Raw genomic sequence first — 18754 nt, 5'->3', positions numbered from 1 at the left:
TCGCTTGTGTGTCTCACTAACATGTGTCACCATGTTGTTAGGAAAGCACCTAGTGAGATACCGATGGTGTCTCTTGGGCATAGGGGACACCATGAACAAGCTCATTGGATACGCACGAGTCAGCACCAAGGACCAGAACACCGAGCGCCAGGAGATTGACCTCAAGGCGGCTGGCGTCCGCGCTGACGATCTGTATATGGATCATGGCATCAGCGGAGCCAAGGCCGAGCGCCCCGGCCTTACGGCGGCGCTCAAGGCGCTACATGAGGGCGACACGCTGGTCATCACCACCCTTGACCGACTGGGCCGCTCCACCGTAAACCTGCTTGCCCTGATCGACGGGCTAACGAGGCGCGGCGTGCACGTCAAGATTCTTGGACTCGACATTGATACCCGCAGTTCAGCGGGTCGCATGGTTCTGACGATGATGAGCGGACTGGCGGAGATGGAACGGTCCCTCATTCGGGAACGGTCAGCGGATGGAATGCGCAAAGCGCGCGACGCCGGCCGCATTGGCGGGCGTAAGAACACTTATAGCGAGAGCCAGATCAAGAATGCCAAGCACCTGATAGACGCGGGCAAGCCAGCAACCGATGCGGCGCGTGATCTCGGCATGAGTCGCGCAACGCTGTACCGCCGCATGAACGCGCTGTAAGCCGTTCTAACGGCGTCGGACACAGAAAAGCCTCAGCCATCAACGGCTGGGGCTTTTGTCGTCGCTGAGGTTAATCAGTGGCGTGTGAGCCCGATTCTCGGCTAGTCCGTCACTCGCCGCTGGCGAAGCCAGTTGGCAATGTCTGTCTCGCTGTAGCGGATCGTGCCGCCCGGAAGCTTGTAGTAGTCGGCGCCGCTTGCGGCGTTGCGAATCAGCCAGCGAGTGCTGACGCCGAGGCGCCTGGCAACCTCTTCACGGCTAAGCATGGCCGGAACCTCCGGTCCCGCCTTTGCAGGTGTCGCGGGCGGCTCAAGTGGCAGGGCTTGCGGCACCTGCGAAGAGTTCAGGATTGCAGCTACTCCTCTGGCTGGTTCCTGCGACGGCTCCGGCATGGCGTCCACAAGCCGCTGGACCTTCGCCTGCATCTCCTCGCGCTTCATCGATCGACCTCCAAAGGCTCGCGCCCATCCCGTAAAGGGAATGGCATGGCTGGCGTGCTTCATCTTTCGTCATCCGAACTTCCCAGAAGTAGCGGCCGAAGTCCACAGCGCTTCAATCCCTGCACCGTTTTGGCTGCTTCCGCCGCTCCGGGCGCCACTATCGGACTGAATCCAGCTACATCACGCGGAAAACAGGGCCTCGTCCGACCCTGCCGACTATCCAAAAACTATCCAATAGCTGGGGAACAGCCAAGAAAAGCAGGGAACGCATCGACGGCCCATTCTGTCAACCATTCACCCGCCGGAGACAGCAAGAGAGGCCCGGTTCCCTTTGTTTGCAAGGAACCTGGCCTCTCTATTTCAGTAGGGCTACTCGGACTTGAACCGAGGACCTTAGGATTATGAGTCCCGCGCTCTAACCAGCTGAGCTATAGCCCCCTGTGCCCGGAGCCGGACCTGGCCCGCGGGGGCCGGATTGAGTCCGGGCAAAAATACTCTAGCAATACTAGACGCATCACACGTGCACGCGGCCACCGGTCGGCACGGCCCGCATCCAGCCGGCCGGCCGACCCGGAGCCTGCCTAGACGACGAGGTCGTCGTAGCTGGCGCCCCGATAGATGTCCTCAAACGTCTGCAGCGTGCGCGCGATGCCGTGGTTCTCCACCATTTCACGGCTGGTCTTGCCCATCGCCGCGAGCTCGTGAGCGGGCAGCGAGAAGACACGCGCCAGCTTGGCGGCGAGGTCATCGCTGTCATTGGGCGTGAAGAGGTAGCCGTTCTCCCCGTCGCGCACCAGGTGCGGCAGCGCCATGGCGTTGGCCAGCAGCACCGGAGTCGACGCCGACATCGCCTCCAGGGTCACCAGGGACTGAAGTTCCGCCGTGCCGGGCATGCAGAACACGTCGGCCGTGATGTAGGCCCTGCGAAGGTCGGCGTCACTGGCCATGCCCAGGAACCTGACCCTGTCCGTCAGCCCGAGCCGTGCGACCTGGGCTTCGAGGGCCGGGCGGACTTCTCCGCCGCCGACGATTTCCAGGTGGATGTCCAGGTCCTTTGGCGTCTTGGCGACGGCGTCAATCAGCACGTCCACGTGCTTCTCCTCCGCCAGCCGGCCGGCGAAGAGTACGGTCGGGCTGGCGTGGCGTTCCACGGTTTCGTCGGGACCCAGTTCGTAGGCCGCAGCGTCGATGCCGTTGGAGAGGGGCAGGACCTTACGGAGGAAGGCATGCTGGTGCATGGCTGTTGCGGCGAGCGGCGTGGGTGTGGTCACAACGTCGGCTTGGCCCATGACCTTGCCCATGTCCCGCCAGGAGATCCGGCCAATGATGTCTTTGAACCATTGCGGGAACGGCAGGAAGGGGTTCAGGTTTTCCGGCATGAAGTGGTTCGTCGCCACCACCCGGATGCCGCGGTTCACGGCCTCGTACAGGACGTGCTCGCCGATCATGTAGTGGCTCTGGATGTGCACCACGTCCGGCTGGATGCGGTCGAACAACAGTCCGATTTCCTTCTTGATCTCCCACGGGAAGGTGACCCGGAAGTACTCGTGCGTGGGCACGGAATGGGAGCGGAGGCGGTGCACGGTGGCCTCATCGCTGAACTCGCTGTAGCTGGCGCCCTTGCCCGGGCGGCAGGCCAGGACATGCACTTTGTGTCCGCGGGCCGTCATGCCCTTGGCGAGGCGGTAGCCGAACTGGGCGGCGCCGTTGACGTGGGGCGGGTACGTGTCAGCGGCAATCAGGATGGTCAGCGGGGGCTGGTTGTCGGACTTGGTCACGTGAAGGGCTCCTGGTGGTCGCTGTGCGGACAGCTGGATCAATGGCGGCCGGTTGGCGGTCGGCACAGGCGCGCCGGGGCCCGCAGCCGGAATCTGGACTGACGCCCTAGGACCTGCCCGCTGCCTTCCGCGCGTCCTTCTTGCGCTTGGTGACTTCCGGGTGGTGCCTGGAGAGGGCTATGACTCCCACGATAGCAAGCAATGCGGCCGTCCCCATGGCAATAGCCGTCACGGCTTGGACATCTGGACGCAGTTCTCCAAGAATGACGATGCCGATCGCGATGCCCACAATGGGGTCGATCACGGTCAATCCTGCGATCACGAGATCCGGCGGTCCGCTCGAGTACGCGCTTTGGACAAACCACGATCCCAGAGCGCCGGCAGCAATAATCGCCACAACGCTGTACCACGGCACGTTCAGCAGGAACTGTCCGTTGGGATCGAGCAGGTGCCTGCCGATGATGCGGGTCAGGACCGCCACGAAGCCGAACAGGACCCCGGCGCCCAGGATGTAGACGAAGGCGCTCATGCGGTGCCTGAACAGGACGGCGAGCGTGCCAAACGCCGCGACCGCCACGGCCAGGAGCAGCACGATGGTCAGCTCGTCCTCGCTGCTGACGTTGTGATTCTCCTGCGTGGCGGTGACGGCCAGCAGCACGAACAGCGCTGAGCCGGTCACGCAGAGCGAGATGGCCACGATGGTGGCCCGGTTCATGCTCAGGCCCTGGTCCTTGGTGTTGACCACGGTAGTGATGACCAGGGCGATCGCGCCGATCGGCTGCACCACCGTCAAGGGCGCCATGACGAGGGCGATCGCGTTCATCCCCATCCCGACGCACAGCAGCAGGAACCCGAATACCCAGCGCGGGTTGCGCACGAGCCGCAGCAGGCCGTGGGTGCTCAGCGCCAGTCCGCCGGTATCGGCCTTGACCGCACTGCCCTGGCGCTGTGCCCCAAACGCCAGGCAAAAGGCGCCGAGGACCGCAAGCAAGACCGCAAGCCAGACCATCAGTGGGAGCCGCCGTCGTGCGCCCGAAGCTGCCTGCCCTTGCCGATGATGGCCCAGACGTAGTTGTAGGCCGCGATCCAGTGCCCCACGAGTCCCAGTCCCAGGAAGATCCACGCGACCACGGCGTAGACGTTCGCGGCAGGCACCGGAAGTTTGGACAGCACCAGCAGCGGTGTGCCCACCAGAAGCAGACCCGTCCGGATCTTTCCGATGCGGCTCACCGGCAGATCCGGGTGCCCGTGGAAATAGAACAGCGACAGGGCCAGCAGGACCGCGTCCGGGACCAGCAGTGCGACCAGATACCACCACTGGACGACACCGGCGATCACGAGGGTCACGGCCACGGCGATCAGCGAGAGCCTGTCGGCAATCGGGTCCATGACCCGCCCGAGGTTGGACATCTGGTTGAAGCGGCGGGCGATGTAGCCGTCCACCCAGTCAGTGCTGGCCATGATGGCGAGCACGAGGGCGCCGTAGCCGTACTCGTGTTCCGAGAGGACGAGCCAGATGAAGAGGGGAACACCAAGGAAGCGCACCACGGTCAGGACATTTGGAACCGTGAAGATTGCGTCGCGGTGCACAAGGGGCTGCCCGGGGCGGGCGCCAGCGCCGATGAACTTCATCGATTCCCCCCTTCCGTGGACGGCAACAGTTTGGCGTTTCGGTACAGGGGTCTGCCTAGCCCTTGATCAGCTTGCGCAGCAGAATAGCCAGGGCAGCGGCCGCCGCGGCCAGCACGGCAAGGGGCTTCCAGCGGTCCTTGATCTGGCCGGTCAGGTTTTGCCCGTCAGCGGATGTGGGCGTCCCCGCCGAGGAGCGGGCTGCGGAGCGGAAGCCTGCGATCTTGTCGCTGAGCTGCCCTTTGCCGACCTGCAACCTGGCCTGGGTGGCGGCCAGCAGCGTCTGCGCCTGGGTCCTGACATCGAGTTCCCGGCCGAGGTCGTCCCGCACGCTGGTGAGATGCGTGCGCCGCTGGTCCAGACGGCGTCGGAGTTCGGCCTCTGTGGGGGCGGGCCCGAAGTCGGGCTTTGCGGCCGCCCTGGCTTCCTTTTCCGCCTTTTCCTTAGCGGCGGCGGCTTCCTTGGCGGCCTTGGCGGCTTTGTACTGTTCGGAGTTCGGATCCAGGATCGCTGCGTCGAAGGCGGAGCCTTCCTTGGCGATGCCGAGATCGTACTTGAGTCCCCGGATCGTTTCCTCGGGGACCAGCGGCATGACCGCCTTGAACTTGTTCAGCCCGATGAGCGCCCCGATCGTGGCGATGATCAGGCAGACGGCGGAAACCAACAAGGCTGCGAGCCACGCCGGCATGATCGTGGCCAGACCCATGATCGCGGCGACCATCAGACCGATCACCAGGAGCGCAACGAAGACCAGGGCAACGCCGAAGAAGGCGCCGGCAACACCGAGCTGGATCCCCTTGCGCTTGATTTCGGCCTTGGCCAGAGCTATCTCGTCATTGAGCTGGCGGGGGGCCAGCCTGAAGATCATCTTCAAGGTTTTCGGCAGCGCCGAAATGCGCAACCCGCTGCCTGTCCCGCCGCTGTGACGTCCGCTCATCGGTCCCGCCTAACTGGTGCCATCCGTCGATCCGCTCGCGCGGGCTTGCCGGGTCTGGACAGCTTCGCACAGACCCCGGTGTCAAAACTATCATTTCGGCTCTTGGGAGGCCCTTTCGGGCAAGGTGTGGCGCGCCCGCGCAACCACCGGCCTGCCGCCCTTGCGGGCCCTAGGATGGACCTCTGTGAGCACACCCCCCAATCCCGGTGATTCCCTGAGCCGGCGTCGCAAATTCCTCTATATCCTGACGCTCGGCGCCCTGACGGCACTTGGGCCGTTCACAGTGGATCTCTACCTGCCCGCGTTCCCGGCCCTGGAAGACAGCCTTGGCGTTTCCGAGGCCGCGGTGCAGCTGACGCTCACGGGGACGACCATAGGTTTCGCGCTGGGACAGCTGGTGGTGGGCCCGCTGAGCGACAAGTTCGGCCGGAGGCTGCCCCTGATCCTGGCGACGGCGGTCCACATCACTGCCTCCCTGGGCGCGGCCCAGTCCACGGATATCGCCACGCTGGGTTTCTTCCGTGTCCTCATGGGCATCGGGGCCGCCGGCGGCGGTGTGGTGGCCATGGCCATGGTCCGTGACCTGTTCAGCGGCTACGCGATGGTGCGGATGTTCTCGAGGATGGCACTGGTCAACGGGCTGGCCCCGATCCTCGCCCCGGTCATCGGCTCCCAGCTGCTGTTGCTGATGCCCTGGCCCGGCATCTTCCTGTTCCTGGCCGCCTACGGGACCTGTGTCATCATCGCGGCCCTGTTCGTGATCCGGGAGACCCTGCCCCCGGAGCTGCGCGGCAAATCCGGGATGACCGCGCGCCAGCGCTACAAAGTGCTGTTCTCCGACCGTATCTTCGTGGGCCTGCTGCTGGTGGGCGGCATGAACTTCGCGGGCCTCTTCGCCTATCTCTCCGCCTCGCCGTTCCTGTTCCAGAATGTCTACGGTTTCACTCCCCAGCAGTACGGCCTGCTCTTCGGCATCAACTCACTCGGCATCGTGGCAGGCGTGCAGACCAGTGCACGGCTCATCAGGCGCGTTCCGCCGCAATGGATCCTGGCCTGTTCCACGGCCTGGATGTTCATCATGGCCGTCCTGATTGTCGTCTTCGACCAGCTGGGATTCGGGCTGTGGGGCATCCTGGTGCCGCTGTGGTTCTACATCCTCGGCGCCGGTTTCACCTTCCCCACCGTGCAGGTGCTGGCCCTGGCCAAACACGGCGCCCAGGCCGGAACCGCGGCTTCACTTCTTGGCGCGGCGACCTTCATGATGGCGGGCCTGGTCTCCCCGGTGGTCGGCTGGCTCGGCGTCGACTCCGCAACCCCCATGGGTGCCGTCCAGGCAGCCTGCATCCTGCTGGCGGCCGCTGCGCTGTGGCTGGTTGTTCGGCCCAGCACAGTGCCCCCTATCCAGTAGGGCCGGGCCGCCGCGCTCTCCGGCGGGACGTGCCCGTTCTTCGCGGCACCCCGGCGGGACATGCCCATTCTTCGCGGCATCCCCGGCGGGACATGCCCATTCTTGACGCCCGGGAATGGGCATATTGGCACTATGTCCACGCGCCAGGACCAGCACTGAGCATGTCCCCATGGGCACCTCACCAGGACTGAGCATGTCCCTCCGGGCACCTCACTGATCGGACCAGGGCGGGGCATGCCCATTCTTCGCGGCGTCCCGGGCGGGGCATGCCCATTTTTCGCGGCGGCCCCGGCGGGACGTGCCCATTCTTGGCGCCCGGGGCTGGGCATATTGGCACTATGTCCACGCGCCAAGAGCAGCAGTGAGCATGTCCCCCGGGCACCGCGGACTCCTCGACCCCTCACTCCCTGGCCCTGGCCCGCTCGCACCCTGTTCGGCGTCCGCGGCGGGCGATAAAGTTATTTCATGCCCGACAGGCAGGACCCCCCGCCCCTTCCGGCCACTTGGCAGCGGTGCGACGCCGGAATCCTGCCCCTGTGGTGGGATCGTCTGTGCAGTCAGACCAGTCCCCAGTCGGCGGCCCTGTACGCCTCCGGCCTGTTCACCGAAGACCGCCGCCGTCCGATTGCCCAGTGGTACAACCCGGCATACGACTCCGCCCTCCTCGTGGCACCGGAATCTTCCCCGGAGTGGCCGGTGCAACGGTTCGGCATCTTCTATGCGCCCCCGGGCGGCGGATTCACCCAGGTGCACTCGGCGCCGCATGAGTGGCACCCGCGCGAGCCGCGGAAGTCCCCCACGGAGCTGGAGGCGTTCCAGGCCGCGGTGGCCGAGGCCCAGCGCTTCCTCCAGGTGGAAATGTACTTCGTCTGAGTCCGGCACCTGAAGCGCCCGGACCACGGAACGGAACCATAACCACGGGGCAACAAAAAAGGTCCCGCGGCTGGTTTTCACCGGCCGCGGGACCTGTCCGCTCCTCCTGCTGGACTTGAACCAGCAACCCTTCGATTAACAGTCGAATGCTCTGCCAATTGAGCTAAGGAGGAATGAAGCAGGTACGACATTAGCAAACGTTTTGCCGGTAGGGAAATCGGCGAAGGGACCAGTGCCGGCCAGCCGCTAAATACCCCCTCCGGGTATAAAAAAGTCCCCGTTCCGGAACCCGGAACGGGGACTGCGCGCTCCTCCTGCTGGACTTGAACCAGCAACCCTTCGATTAACAGTCGAATGCTCTGCCAATTGAGCTAAGGAGGAATGGAGCGGGTATAAGCCTAGCAAACACCAGCCCGGGAAACGAAATCGGCGGCTCAGGCGTCCGAGCGCAGGGACCGCCGCTGCATCTCCAGTTGCATGAGTTCGCGGTTCAGGCGCTGGAAATCCTCGGGATCGGCCGAGGCGTCCAGACGCTGCAACTGGCCCATCTTCTCGGCCTTGACCCGGGTGATCTGGAGTTCGAACAAGCGGGCAAGGATGTCCTTGCAGTAGCGCAGGACACCTTCGGGCGTGTTGGCCGGCAAGGGCACCACCGCGAGTTCGGACACGAGCGGGCGCAACGGCTCAGGGACCTCCTGCAGCAGCTGCTCCACCCAGCGCACCGGGTCCCCGGCAAACCCGAGTCCGGTGGCCCGGATGGCCTCGTGGATGGCCAGATAGGCGGGCGTGGAGAACCGCGCTTCCGAGAAGCGCTGCCACGTCTCGCCCTCGAGCATGCCGGGTTCCTGCAGCGCGACCTCGAGTGCCTGGCGTTCCATCGCTGCCACGGGGTCCCGGGGATCAGGACGGTTGAAGGACGGGAGCACCGCCGACGGCGGCAAGGGGGCAACGCCCGGCCCAGTCCCGGCAAAGCCGCGGCCGGACCCGGGATGTCCCTGCCCGCCGCCATGGCCGCCGCCCGGCGGGGCCGAGGCAGCCTGTGCGGCACGCTTGGTCGCGGCTCCGACGGCCCTGCTGACCTCCTCGACCGGCATCCCCAGCCAGCCGGCGAGCTCCCGGGCGTAGGCCGGCCGGATGCCGGCGTCGCGGATCTGCGCCACCACAGGCGCGGATTCGCGCAGGGCAGCGATCCGGCCCTCGACGGTGTCCAGATTGTGCCGCTTCAGGGTGGCACGGATGGCGAACTCGAACAGCGGTCGGCGGCTCCCGATCAAGTCCCGGACGGCGGAGTCGCCCTTGGACTGGCGGAGTTCGCAGGGGTCTGCGCCGCTGGGTTCCACCGCCACGAACGTTTGCGCGACAAACCGCTGGTCCTCCTCGAAGGCGCGCAGTGCCGCCTTCTGGCCTGCGGCGTCGCCGTCGAAGGTGAAGATGACTTCTCCCCCGCTGCCGTCGTCGGAGAGCAGCCGGCGGGCGATCTTGATGTGCTCGGTGCCGAAGGCGGTGCCGCACGTGGCCACCGCCGTCGGAATGCCGGCCAGGTGGCAGGCCATGACGTCGGTGTAGCCTTCCACCACCACGAGCTGGCGGTCCTTGGCGATGCTGCGCTTGGCGAGGTCGATGCCGTAGAGGACCTGGGACTTCTTGTAGAGCGCGGTTTCGGGGGTGTTCAGGTACTTCGGGCCCTGGTCGTCTTCATAGAGCTTGCGGGCACCGAAGCCGATGGTGTCGCCGGCGATGTCCCGGATGGGCCAGATCAGCCGGCCGCGGAAACGGTCGTAGATCCCCCGGCCGCCTTCGGAAAACATCCCGGTGAGCTTGAGCTCGGCATCCGTGTAGCCGCGGCCGCGGAGGTGCTTGAGCAGCGAGTCCCAGCCCTGCGGCGCGTAGCCCACACCGAACTGTTCCGCCGCCGCACGGTCAAAGCCCCGTCCGTAGAGGAAGTTGCGGCCCTCGGCCGCGCCCGGGGTGATCAGCTGGGCACGGAAGAATTCGTCGGCCAACTTGTGCGCGTCCAGCAGACGCTGGCGCCGGCCGATGTCCTCCCGGTTGGGACCGGAGCCGCCGTCCTCGTAGTGGAGTTCGAAGCCGATCCGGTGGGCCAGCTTTTCGACGGCCTCGTGGAAAGTGGTGTGGTCCAGCTTTTGGACGAAGGAGATGACGTCGCCGTCCTCGCCGCAGCCAAAGCAGTGGTACCGGCCAACCTGGGGACGGACCGTGAAGGAGGGTGAGCGCTCGTCGTGGAAGGGGCACAGGCCCTTGTAGGACCCCAGCCCGGCTCCCTTGAGCGTCACGTAGCCATCGACGACTTCCTTGATGTCGGTGCGCTGGCGTACTTCATCGATGTCTTCGCGTTTGATCAGGCCGGCCACAGTGCCATCCTAGTCCCCGGGTACGACGCCGACTGTCCGGCCACGGCGGCGCTCACCACAGCGACGGCAGGCTGCCCACGAGGCGCTCGTACATGGCCAGCGCTGAGCCGTCCGTCAGCGAGGCGACCTGGTCGATGACCACGCGCAGCCGCGCGGCGTCGTCCGCGGCGTCGAGCCAGTCGGCGGCGAACATCGGCTCCAGGTGGCGGTCACCCGTGGCGCTGAGCGCGGTGACCAGGGCATGCAGGACCTCGCGCTGGCGCTCATAGATGGGCTGCCGGTGTTCGGTGGTCATGACGAAGGTGGTGGCCAGGCCCTTCATCACCGCGATTTCCATGACGGTCTCATCCGGGACAATCAGCTCCGCGTTGTAGCGGGTCAGGTTTTCCGGGCCGTAGACCGTGCGGGTGGCCTCCAGCGCACTCTGGCAGAAGCGGCCGATGAGCTGGCTGGTCATGTCCTTGAGCGCCGCCATGGCCTTGCGGCTGCCATCGGCCTCGCGCACCCAGACGTCCGTGGCCTCCAGCCGGGCCAATGCGGCGTCGATCGCGGCGGGATCGTTGTGCGGCAGGTACCACTGCTTGGCGTAGCCGACGACGCGGGCGCGGTGGTCCGGGTTATCCATCCAGCGCAGCTGGAAATGGCCTGCCACGATCGCGTCCTCGACGTCGTGCACCGAGTAGGAGATATCGTCCGCCAGGTCCATGACCTGCGCTTCGAGGCAGGACCGGCGTTCCGGGGCGCCGTCGCGGATCCAGTCGAAAATGGGGAGGTCGTCCTCGTAGGCGCCGAACTTGCTGGTCCGCTCCCCGTGGATGACCGGCGCGTTCACGGCGGACCAGGGGTACTTGGCGGCGGCATCGAGGCTCGCCCGGGTCAGGTTCAGGCCAGCCGGCCGGCCATCGGCGGCAAGGACCTTTGGCTCCAGCCGGGTCAGCAGCCGCAGCGTCTGGGCGTTGCCTTCGAAGCCGCCGATCCCATGGGCCACCTCGTTGAGGGCGGCTTCGCCGTTGTGGCCGAAGGGCGGGTGGCCGAGGTCGTGGCTGAGGCAGGCCGTGTCCACGACGTCGGGGTCGCAGCCGAGCGCACGGCCCAGTTCGCGGCCCACCTGGGCAACCTCAAGGCTATGGGTGAGCCTGGTCCGGACGAAGTCGTCAGTATCCGGCGCCACCACCTGGGTCTTCGCGCCGAGCCGGCGCAGAGCCGAGGAATGCAGGACCCTCGCACGGTCGCGCTCGAAGTCCGACCGGTAGGTGCTCTTGGGCGGCTCTTCGACCCACCGGGCGCAGTCGCGGGAGGTGTAGCCGTCCAGGACGGGGGCGGTGGTCCGGGTCTCAGCCACCGGAGACGTCCAGTTCAGCGAAGGAGATGTCGCGGGTCTGCGCGTCATCCAGCGTCCGGTTCAGCAGCCAGTCCTTCGGCAGCGCAGGCTTTTTCGGAGAGCCGGCGCGGCCGCGCGGGCCCTCGGCGTCGCCCCCCGGATACGGCGAGTCGAGGTCCAGCTGGTCCAGGGTCCCGCGCAGCACCTCGAGGCTGGTGACGAGTGCCAGCTTGGTCCGCAGTTCGCTGCCGACCACGTAGCCCTTGAAGTACCAGGCAATGTGCTTGCGGATTTCGCGCAGGGCCTTGCCCTCGTCCCCGAACGTCTCGACCATGAGCTCGGCGTGCCGGTACACGCTTTCGGCCACCTGGCGCAGATCCGGCCGGTGCCGCTGGTCGCTGCCTTCGAACGCGGCCATGAGATCGCCGAACAGCCAAGGCCTGCCTTGGCAGCCGCGGCCGACGACGACGCCGTCCACACCTGTTTCGCGGACCATCCGGACCGCGTCTTCCGCGGACCAGATGTCTCCGTTGCCAAGGACGGGAATGTCCGGCAGGGCTTCGCGCAGCCGGGCAATGGCGGACCAGTCGGCCTGGCCGGAATAGAACTGTGCGGCCGTGCGGCCGTGAAGTGCGACGGCGGCGACGCCGGAATCACGGGCAATCCGGCCGGCATCGAGGTACGTCAGGTGGTCCTCGTCAATGCCCTTGCGCATTTTGATGGTCAGCGGGACGTTGCCCTTGGAGGCTTCCTTCACCGCGGTCTGGACGATCGAGGTGAAGAGGTCGATCTTCCACGGCAGGGCCGAGCCGCCGCCGCGGCGGGTCACCTTGGGCACAGGGCAGCCGAAGTTGAGGTCGATGTGGTCTGCCCGGTCCTCCTCGACGAGCATCCGGACGGCTTGGCCGACGGTCACGGGGTCCACACCGTACAGCTGGACGGAGCGGACTTTCTCGTCGTCGTCGTGCGAGATGATGCGCAGCGATTCCGGCGTGCGCTCCACGAGCGCACGCGAGGTGACCATCTCCGCCACATACAGGCCGCCGCCGTATTCACGGCACAGCCTGCGGAAGGCGGAGTTGGTGATGCCCGCCATGGGAGCCAGGATCACGGGGGTGTCCACGGTGATCGGGCCCAGCTTCAGGGGCGGGAGTTCCAGCTTGGGGGCGGGAGGCGTTGCTACAACAGTCACCCGTCCATTGTCTCAAAGACGGGCAAATCGGCCCGGTCCCGCTCCGGTTATGTGGAAATGACCGGCTATGTGGAAACTTTCGCGTGCCGCCAGGGCCCGCGTCAGCCCCGCAGTGCGGCACGCCGCCCGCGGCGCGTGGCAGGACCGGCACCGGCGCCGTCAGGCTCGAACTCGTCGGCCGCGAACCCGTCCGGCGCGATCCCGTCGGATTCGCTCCAGCCTGACCCGCCGCCGTCGGACCCGACCCAGTCGGGCTCGATCCCTGCGGACTCCCCGCCCTTAACCGCGCCGCCCTTAATCCCCGTGGCCTTGACCACCAGCACGGCGATGAGCGTGGTGACCGGCACGGCCAGGACGAGCCCAACGGAGCCGACGAGGGTTCTGATGACTTCCTCGGAGAGTTCGGCGCTGGTGAGGGCGTCCCCGAGCGGGCGCTCATAGAGCATGACCAGGATCAGGATCGGCAGGGCCGCGCCGGCGTAGGCAAATGCAATGGTGTAGACCGTGGAGGCGATGTGGTCCCGGCCGATCCGCATCGCGGACGTGAAGAGCTGCCGCGCACTGGTTTCCGGGGCGAGTTCCCACAGTTCCCAGACGGCCGACGACTGCGTGATGGTGACGTCATTGAGCACGCCCAGACCGGAAATGATCAGTCCGCACAGGATGATCCCGGAGATTGAGATGTTGTCCGACATGTTGGTGAGCGTAGCGGCGTCGTGGCTGCCCACACCGGCGAGGTTTGCGGCGTCGGTGGCCCAGGCCGCCAGCAGCGCTGTGATGGCGAGGCCGAACATTGTCCCGAGCAGCGCCGTCGACGTGCGGGCGGAGAAGCCGTGGGCGAAGTAGAGCACCCCGATCATGATCACCGTGGAACCCACGAGCGCCAGGAGCAGCGGCGGCTTTCCCTCGACCAGCCCGGGCAGCATGAACGAGACAAGCACGACGTAGGCGCCGACAAGTCCGATCAGGGCCCGCAGGCCGCGCCAGCGCGCCACCGCGATCACGACGACGGCGTACAGCACGGCCAGGAAGATGATGGGCAGTGTCCGGACAAAGTCGACGAAGACATAGGCGGGCGCGCCCTGGCCGTCGGCGCCCTGCACCTTGGAGAGGTTCAGGTAGCGGATGTTGTCCCCGGGCTTCACACCGTGGGATTTCGCGATGTCCGGGTTGATGACCACCTTCACCGGGTTGCCGCCCTTGTCCGGCTCGGTGTAGGCGAACGTGCATTGCGAGCCCTCGTTCGGGGGCTGCGGGGTGGTGCCGGAACCGGGTGTGCCCTGCGCCGCGGCGTCACCGCCGGCCTGGGCATCCGAACAGCTGCCGACGACGACCCGCTGGATCTTGCCGGTGTCGAACGTCACGCCCGGGGCCGCGGCGTAGGGGCTGGCCAGGGTGATGCCCTCTTTGCTTCCCGACGGCCACATGAAGGCCATGGCCGCCAGGGTCAGCAGCGTCAGCGGGATCAGGATGGCAGCCAGGATCCAGTTGGCCTTCTTCCGCGCCGCGAGCGTCTGGGGTGTGGGCTCGACATCGTCAGTGTGAGAGTGCGAGTGTCCAGCGCCCATCAGCAGTTCAACCTCATGCCGAAAACTCTACGGCGTGGGCGGGGGCTGTCCGGACGGATGACGGGACACGCCGCGCAGATGCGGCGTGCCCCGGTGTGCGGCGTGCCCCGGCGTGCCGGAGTGCCGGCAGGACATCGCGGTTACGCCGGCGGGATGTTCTGGTTGATGTGGAAGAGGTTCTGGGGATCGTACTTGGCTTTGACCTCCCGGAGTCTGCTGAAGTTGGGCCCGTAATTCTCCGCGACCCGGGGCAAGTCATCGCGGTCCATGAAGTTGATGTAGCCGCCCGGCGCCGAGTAGGGGCGCAGTGCCGCCGCATATTCCTTGACCCAGGCGATGTTTGCCTCGTTCTCCGCCGGGTCCTGCCAGATGCCCGCAATCACCGGCGCGAACTTGACGTTCCGGTTGGCGAATGCCGTATCGTCCGCACCTACTCGCTGCACTGCTCCGTCAATGGGATACAAGTGCACGGCGGTTTGCACGCTGGGTACTCTGCTCCCAAAGTCGAGGTGCGCGGCGATGGCTCCGTCACTGAGCTCCGCGAGGAAATCGGCTTTCCAGTAGGCCTGCAGACCCTTGGGCATCAGGGGGTCGAAGGCCTGGTTCAGAGCCGGGTAGGGCATCGGCCCCACCATGGAACCCGCCACGGGGGCGACGTCCAGGAAGGGCTTCCAGCGGCTGGGCCCTTCGGCCTGATCGCCCGTCCACATGCCGACAACCACGGCTACCGGTTTCCCGTGCCATTCCTCGGGCAGGAACGGCACAGGTGGCCCGAGAGCGAATGCCAGGAACGCTCCAAACTCCTCCGGCGCTGAATCCAAATGATCCCGGTAGAACTTCGCCACAGTTTCTGCATGCTCCATCGGATAGATGATGATGCCGGCGTGAACCATATCCACCGGGTGCAGCCGGTATTCCAGCGACGTGACTACGCCGAAGTTCCCGCCGCCGCCGCGCAGCGCCCAGAACAGGTCCTCATTCTCGCTTTCACTGGCAGTTAGGAACTTACCGTCCGCTGTAACGACGTCGGCAGCGATCAGGTTGTCGCAACTGAGCCCATACTTCCGCGCGAGGTAGCCAATGCCGCCGCCCAGTGTGAGCCCTGCGACGCCCGTCGAGCCGATGATGCCGCCCGTAGTCGCCAGCCCGAAGGCGTGCGTGGCGTGGTTGAAATCGGCCCAGGTTGCGCCGGCCTCGGACCTCGCCGTCTTGTTTGCCGGATCGACCCGGACGCCGGATGTGTTCGAAAAATCGATGACCAGGGCGTCGTCCCAGGTGCCAAATCCGGGAGCGCTGTGGCCTCCGCCGCGGATGGCAAGGTCCAGGGAATTGTCCCGGGCGAAGTTGACGCAGGCTATGACATCCGCCACCTGGGATACGCGGACCACCGCGGCCGGCCGCTTGTCGATCATGCCGTTGTACACCGCACGCGCCGCGTCGTAGTCCGCGTCACCAGGCGTGATGATCTGGCCGCGGACTTGCTCGCGCAGGCTATCGAACTTTGTTCCGTTCATTTTCTATACCGTCGATTTCGTCGTGGGATTCAACCCGGACGGTTCTCTGCGCTCCCAGCCGGCGTGACGCCCGGAGGTTTACCTGCACATGCCTACTCCTCCCGCATTTCCCCGTCAAGGGCGCCGTCAAAATGCGCGCCTGCCGGCCGCACCCATCACCGCGGGCACCGGCTCCGAATCCACACTGGGCACCACCTGCCTTGACGGGCGGAGGCTGCAACCTAGGGTTGGTTATTGACGGACGAAAGACGGAAGGACACACGCGTGGCCATGCGTAAACTAGACGACCGCGAGCCGGGGGCGGGCCGATCCGGGCCCGCCGCCAAGGCCGTGCTGAGAATCGCCGAAGCCGCCGGGGAAACCCGCGCAGTTGCCTTGGTCCTGCACGGCGGGCGGGCCGACAGCTACGACGCGGTCCGCGGCCGGCACCTGAGCCCGGCCCGGATGCGGCCCTTCGCCCGGGCACTGAACAGGCAGGGCGGCCCGCACGGGCTGGCTGTGTGGACCCTGCGCAACCGGTACCGCGGCTGGAACGGGGAAGACATGTCCCCCGTTCATGATGCCCGCTGGGCGCTCGCCAGGATCAGCCAGGAACATCCTGGCGTGCCGGTGTACCTGCTGGGCCACTCCATGGGCGGCCTCACGGCGCTGTGCGTGGCCGACGACCCGCAGGTCGAGGCCGTCGTCGCGCTCGCCCCATGGCTCAATCACAAAACCCCGGTCCAACCCGTCGCCGGCCGCCGGGTCCTGATCGTCCACGGCACCGACGACCGCTGGACCAGCCCGGCGAACTCACTGGACTATGCCCGTCGCGCCGAGGGCGTCGCCGCGTCCGTTGACTACGTCTCCCTCAAGAGTGCCGGCCATTTCATGATCCGCCGGTTGGCACTGTGGAACGTGCTGGCGAACGGCTTCGTCCTGGATGCCTTCGGCGAGGCCACGGGGGCTGATGTCTCCGGCGCCACGGACGCCTTACGCAGCGCGCTGCGCAGCGCCCCGCCGGCGGCCGGAACACGCCTGCCGGTGGTGCTGTGATGCCGACGTTCCCGCTTGATGCCTTCCTGGCCAGCCTGCCGTGGGTCATCGCGGGACTCGTGTTGCTGCTGGGCCTGACCTTCGCGGTTGCCGTGCGGCAGAACCGGCACTCCGTCATCGACACCGTCTGGGGCCTGGGCTTCGTGGTGGTGGCCGGCATCTCCTGGGTGCTCTCCGCCGGATACGGCGACGCCGGCCGCCGGCTGCTGCTCCTTGTCCTGGTCGCGGTCTGGGGCATCCGCCTCGCCGTCCACATCGGGCTCCGTGCACGCGGCGGCCACGAGGACCCACGCTATGTGGACATGCTCTCCGCAGCACCCGGATCACGCAACGTCTACGCCCTGCGGCGGGTCTACCTGCCCCAGGGTGTGGTGATGTTCTTCGTCTCGCTCACCATCCAGGTCGGCATGTTCGCCACCGGAACCCTGGGCTGGCTGGCGTTCGCCGGTGTCCTGCTCTGGATCCTTGGCTTCGTGTTCGAGACGGCCGGCGATTGGCAGCTGACGCAGTTCAAGGCCGATCCCGCCAGGCGTGGCACCGTCCTCAACACTGGGCTGTGGCGCTATACCCGCCACCCCAACTACTTCGGCGACGCCGCCGTCTGGGCCGGGCTCTTCCTCGTGGCCGCCGATTCCTGGCCCGGCGTGCTGACCATCCTCTCCCCCGCCCTGATGATCTGGACTCTTGCCGGCAAGACCGGGAAGCCGCTGACGGAAAAGGCGATGGCCGCACGGCCCGGCTACAAGGAATACATCGAATCCACCTCCGGTTTCCTGCCCTTGCCGCCCCGGCGGCGGACCGTGGGGCACTGACATGCGCGGCCCGGGACAGGGCCGGCCTGCCCTGAACTGGCGGCGCCTGAACTGGCGGACCCTGAGGTGGCGGACCCTGAGCTGGCGGCCGGAACCCAACGACCGCTTCTACCGTTTCATCGTCCGCACCGGGCTGGCGCTGCGCTGGCTGTTCCGGATCCGTGTCCTCGTCACGGGCCGGGAGCACCTGCTCCAGCCCGGGCCGCTCAATGCTTCCACCCGAGACGGCGCCCGCGGTGCCGCCCACCGGTGCCCGTCGCGGCCGGTGGTGCCTGGCCAGGGTGCCGTCGTCGCGATCACGCACTTCGGCTACCTCGACTTTGCCTTCGCCGAGATGCTGCTGTGGTGGCACAACCGGGCCCAGCTGCGCTTCCTCGTCACGCAGGGAGCCGCCGACCACTGGTTTGCCGGGCCCGCGGTCAGTGCAGCCGGGCATGTTGTGGTCGGGTACGGATCGGGAGCCCGCGCCTACGACGCCGCGGTCGCCCGGCTGAGGGAGGGCGAGTACATCGCCATCCTGCCCGAGGCGGGCGTGAGCCGCAGCTTCACGGTGCGCGAATGCAAGACCGGTGCCGTGCGAATGGCCGCCGAAGCCGGCGTGCCGATCATCCCGGTCTCCATCTGGGGCGCCCACCGGCTGATGACCCGCCATCATGCCTTCTCGCCGCGGCGCGCCTGGCGCGCCCCTGTCCGCATCCACGTGGGCGAGCCGATCCTTCCGGGCTCGCTCCCGGGCCCGGCCGACGACGCCCGGCCGGCCACGGCACGCCTGGCCAAGACGCTCCAGGACGGGATCGACGCCGGCATGGCCGACTTCCCCCAGCAACCCGCGCCCGGTGCCTGGTGGATGCCGGCCGGGCTCGGAGGCGGCGCCCCGACGGAGGAGGAACGGCGCCGGCTCGACGAGGCCGACGGTCCGCGGCGCGCAGGTGCCAGGCGCCGATAAGACCGGTTTCCGCCATCGTCTTGACTAAGCTCCATGGGGTACAAAATGCAGCGCCGCAGGGCGGCTCGATCCGCGCTGCCGGGGACCTCGGAGTCGACCTGCTCGCGGTGCTGAGGCTGCGCGCCCGGGACCTGGTGGGCTTCACTTTCCTGCAGTTCGTGTTCCACCTGCCGGTGGTCCTGCTGCTGGTCTGGCTGCTGGGCATGAGCTTCGAGTTCGTGCCGCCGGTGATCCCAAAATAACGGTGTTTGACGGTAACTGTGCTTAACCAAAC

General features: G+C 66.7%; 17 protein-coding genes and 3 tRNA genes. 7 read left to right on the top strand and 13 right to left on the bottom strand.

Going from position 1 to position 18754, the window contains the following annotated elements:
* Window positions 1–91 precede the first annotated feature (91 nt).
* Entirely contained in the window at window positions 92–655 is a 564-nt protein-coding gene (locus tag MRBLAR12_RS17640; protein WP_229995746.1) for a recombinase family protein, read from the top strand.
* A 101-nt stretch (window positions 656–756) separates the two neighbouring features.
* Here the strand turns inward: MRBLAR12_RS17640 and MRBLAR12_RS17635 are convergent, their stop codons facing one another.
* From MRBLAR12_RS17635 to MRBLAR12_RS17610, 6 genes are all read right to left on the bottom strand, one after another.
* Window positions 757–1095 carry a helix-turn-helix transcriptional regulator gene (locus MRBLAR12_RS17635; protein WP_229995747.1) on the bottom strand — a complete coding sequence of 113 codons (339 nt, stop codon included), beginning with the start codon at window positions 1093–1095 and terminating at the stop codon, window positions 757–759.
* Window positions 1096–1459: 364 nt separating this feature from the next.
* A tRNA-Ile gene (locus tag MRBLAR12_RS17630) sits at window positions 1460–1533 on the bottom strand.
* Window positions 1534–1676: 143 nt separating this feature from the next.
* Complete coding sequence (locus MRBLAR12_RS17625; protein ID WP_229995748.1) at window positions 1677–2873, bottom strand: glycosyltransferase; 1197 nt, start codon at window positions 2871–2873, stop codon at window positions 1677–1679.
* Between the two features lie 106 nt (window positions 2874–2979).
* Entirely contained in the window at window positions 2980–3882 is a 903-nt protein-coding gene (locus tag MRBLAR12_RS17620) for a DMT family transporter (RefSeq protein ID WP_229995749.1), read from the bottom strand.
* Entirely contained in the window at window positions 3882–4505 is a 624-nt protein-coding gene (locus MRBLAR12_RS17615) for a CDP-alcohol phosphatidyltransferase family protein (protein WP_229995750.1), read from the bottom strand. Before MRBLAR12_RS17615 ends, MRBLAR12_RS17620 begins: the two co-directional genes overlap by 1 nt.
* Before the next feature lie 55 nt (window positions 4506–4560).
* Window positions 4561–5439: a phage holin family protein gene (locus MRBLAR12_RS17610; protein WP_229995751.1), complete on the bottom strand. Its 879-nt coding sequence runs from the start codon at window positions 5437–5439 to the stop codon at window positions 4561–4563.
* 184 nt (window positions 5440–5623) lie between these two features.
* Here MRBLAR12_RS17610 and MRBLAR12_RS17605 point away from each other — a divergent pair, with 184 nt between their 5' ends.
* Both MRBLAR12_RS17605 and MRBLAR12_RS17600 read left to right on the top strand, forming a co-directional pair.
* Window positions 5624–6847 carry a multidrug effflux MFS transporter gene (locus MRBLAR12_RS17605; RefSeq protein ID WP_229995752.1) on the top strand — a complete coding sequence of 408 codons (1224 nt, stop codon included), beginning with the start codon at window positions 5624–5626 and terminating at the stop codon, window positions 6845–6847.
* A 465-nt stretch (window positions 6848–7312) separates the two neighbouring features.
* Window positions 7313–7720: a hypothetical protein gene (locus MRBLAR12_RS17600; RefSeq protein ID WP_229995753.1), complete on the top strand. Its 408-nt coding sequence runs from the start codon at window positions 7313–7315 to the stop codon at window positions 7718–7720.
* A 100-nt stretch (window positions 7721–7820) separates the two neighbouring features.
* Here the strand turns inward: MRBLAR12_RS17600 and MRBLAR12_RS17595 are convergent.
* The 7 genes from MRBLAR12_RS17595 to MRBLAR12_RS17565 form a co-directional block, all read right to left on the bottom strand.
* Window positions 7821–7893: transfer RNA gene (locus MRBLAR12_RS17595), tRNA-Asn, on the bottom strand.
* Between the two features lie 135 nt (window positions 7894–8028).
* Window positions 8029–8101: transfer RNA gene (locus MRBLAR12_RS17590), tRNA-Asn, on the bottom strand.
* Window positions 8102–8154: 53 nt separating this feature from the next.
* Window positions 8155–10092, bottom strand: a complete 1938-nt coding sequence (gene dnaG, locus MRBLAR12_RS17585) for a DNA primase (protein ID WP_364747339.1) — start codon at window positions 10090–10092, stop codon at window positions 8155–8157.
* 52 nt (window positions 10093–10144) lie between these two features.
* On the bottom strand, window positions 10145–11434 hold the full coding sequence (locus MRBLAR12_RS17580; RefSeq protein WP_364747337.1) for a deoxyguanosinetriphosphate triphosphohydrolase: 1290 nt from the start codon (window positions 11432–11434) through the stop codon (window positions 10145–10147).
* Window positions 11427–12605: a tRNA dihydrouridine synthase DusB gene (gene dusB, locus MRBLAR12_RS17575; protein ID WP_018774562.1), complete on the bottom strand. Its 1179-nt coding sequence runs from the start codon at window positions 12603–12605 to the stop codon at window positions 11427–11429. Before dusB ends, MRBLAR12_RS17580 begins: the two co-directional genes overlap by 8 nt.
* Before the next feature lie 101 nt (window positions 12606–12706).
* A complete protein-coding gene (locus MRBLAR12_RS17570; protein ID WP_364747335.1) occupies window positions 12707–14173 on the bottom strand; it encodes a YibE/F family protein in 1467 nt (488 codons plus the stop codon).
* Window positions 14174–14313: 140 nt separating this feature from the next.
* Window positions 14314–15687, bottom strand: coding sequence for an FAD-binding oxidoreductase (locus MRBLAR12_RS17565; protein WP_364747333.1), 1374 nt, complete (start codon window positions 15685–15687; stop codon window positions 14314–14316).
* Window positions 15688–15957: 270 nt separating this feature from the next.
* On the opposite strand from MRBLAR12_RS17565, the gene MRBLAR12_RS17560 reads away from it, so the two are divergent.
* The 4 genes from MRBLAR12_RS17560 (at window position 15958) to MRBLAR12_RS17545 (ending at window position 18722) form a co-directional block, all read left to right on the top strand.
* Window positions 15958–16722: an alpha/beta hydrolase gene (locus tag MRBLAR12_RS17560; protein ID WP_364747527.1), complete on the top strand. Its 765-nt coding sequence runs from the start codon at window positions 15958–15960 to the stop codon at window positions 16720–16722.
* Window positions 16722–17534 (top strand): DUF1295 domain-containing protein, encoded by an 813-nt coding sequence (locus MRBLAR12_RS17555; RefSeq protein WP_364747332.1) that lies wholly within the window; start codon window positions 16722–16724, stop codon window positions 17532–17534. The genes MRBLAR12_RS17560 and MRBLAR12_RS17555 overlap by 1 nt, the downstream gene beginning before the upstream one ends.
* Before the next feature lie 76 nt (window positions 17535–17610).
* Window positions 17611–18480 (top strand): lysophospholipid acyltransferase family protein, encoded by an 870-nt coding sequence (locus tag MRBLAR12_RS17550; RefSeq protein WP_364747525.1) that lies wholly within the window; start codon window positions 17611–17613, stop codon window positions 18478–18480.
* 20 nt (window positions 18481–18500) lie between these two features.
* Window positions 18501–18722 carry a hypothetical protein gene (locus MRBLAR12_RS17545; protein WP_364747330.1) on the top strand — a complete coding sequence of 74 codons (222 nt, stop codon included), beginning with the start codon at window positions 18501–18503 and terminating at the stop codon, window positions 18720–18722.
* Window positions 18723–18754: the final 32 nt, after the last annotated feature.

The sequence above is a fragment of the Arthrobacter sp. LAR12-1-1.1 genome, from assembly GCF_040676555.1.
Classification (GTDB): domain Bacteria; phylum Actinomycetota; class Actinomycetes; order Actinomycetales; family Micrococcaceae; genus Arthrobacter.
The sequence above is the reverse complement of the archived record's forward strand: the minus strand, read 5'-3'. Positions and strand labels throughout refer to the sequence as shown.

Bases quoted from the DNA above. Each gene is read 5' to 3' on its own strand.
- MRBLAR12_RS17640 (WP_229995746.1), top strand. From the start codon at position 92: ATGAACAAGCTCATTGGATACGCACGAGTCAGCACCAAGGACCAGAAC.
- MRBLAR12_RS17635 (WP_229995747.1), bottom strand. From the start codon at position 1,095: ATGAAGCGCGAGGAGATGCAGGCGAAGGTCCAGCGGCTTGTGGACGCC.
- MRBLAR12_RS17620 (WP_229995749.1), bottom strand. From the start codon at position 3,882: ATGGTCTGGCTTGCGGTCTTGCTTGCGGTCCTCGGCGCCTTTTGCCTG.
- MRBLAR12_RS17615 (WP_229995750.1), bottom strand. From the start codon at position 4,505: ATGAAGTTCATCGGCGCTGGCGCCCGCCCCGGGCAGCCCCTTGTGCAC.
- MRBLAR12_RS17610 (WP_229995751.1), bottom strand. From the start codon at position 5,439: ATGAGCGGACGTCACAGCGGCGGGACAGGCAGCGGGTTGCGCATTTCG.
- MRBLAR12_RS17600 (WP_229995753.1), top strand. From the start codon at position 7,313: ATGCCCGACAGGCAGGACCCCCCGCCCCTTCCGGCCACTTGGCAGCGG.
- MRBLAR12_RS17570 (WP_364747335.1), bottom strand. From the start codon at position 14,173: ATGGGCGCTGGACACTCGCACTCTCACACTGACGATGTCGAGCCCACA.
- MRBLAR12_RS17565 (WP_364747333.1), bottom strand. From the start codon at position 15,687: ATGAACGGAACAAAGTTCGATAGCCTGCGCGAGCAAGTCCGCGGCCAG.
- MRBLAR12_RS17560 (WP_364747527.1), top strand. From the start codon at position 15,958: ATGCGTAAACTAGACGACCGCGAGCCGGGGGCGGGCCGATCCGGGCCC.
- MRBLAR12_RS17555 (WP_364747332.1), top strand. From the start codon at position 16,722: ATGCCGACGTTCCCGCTTGATGCCTTCCTGGCCAGCCTGCCGTGGGTC.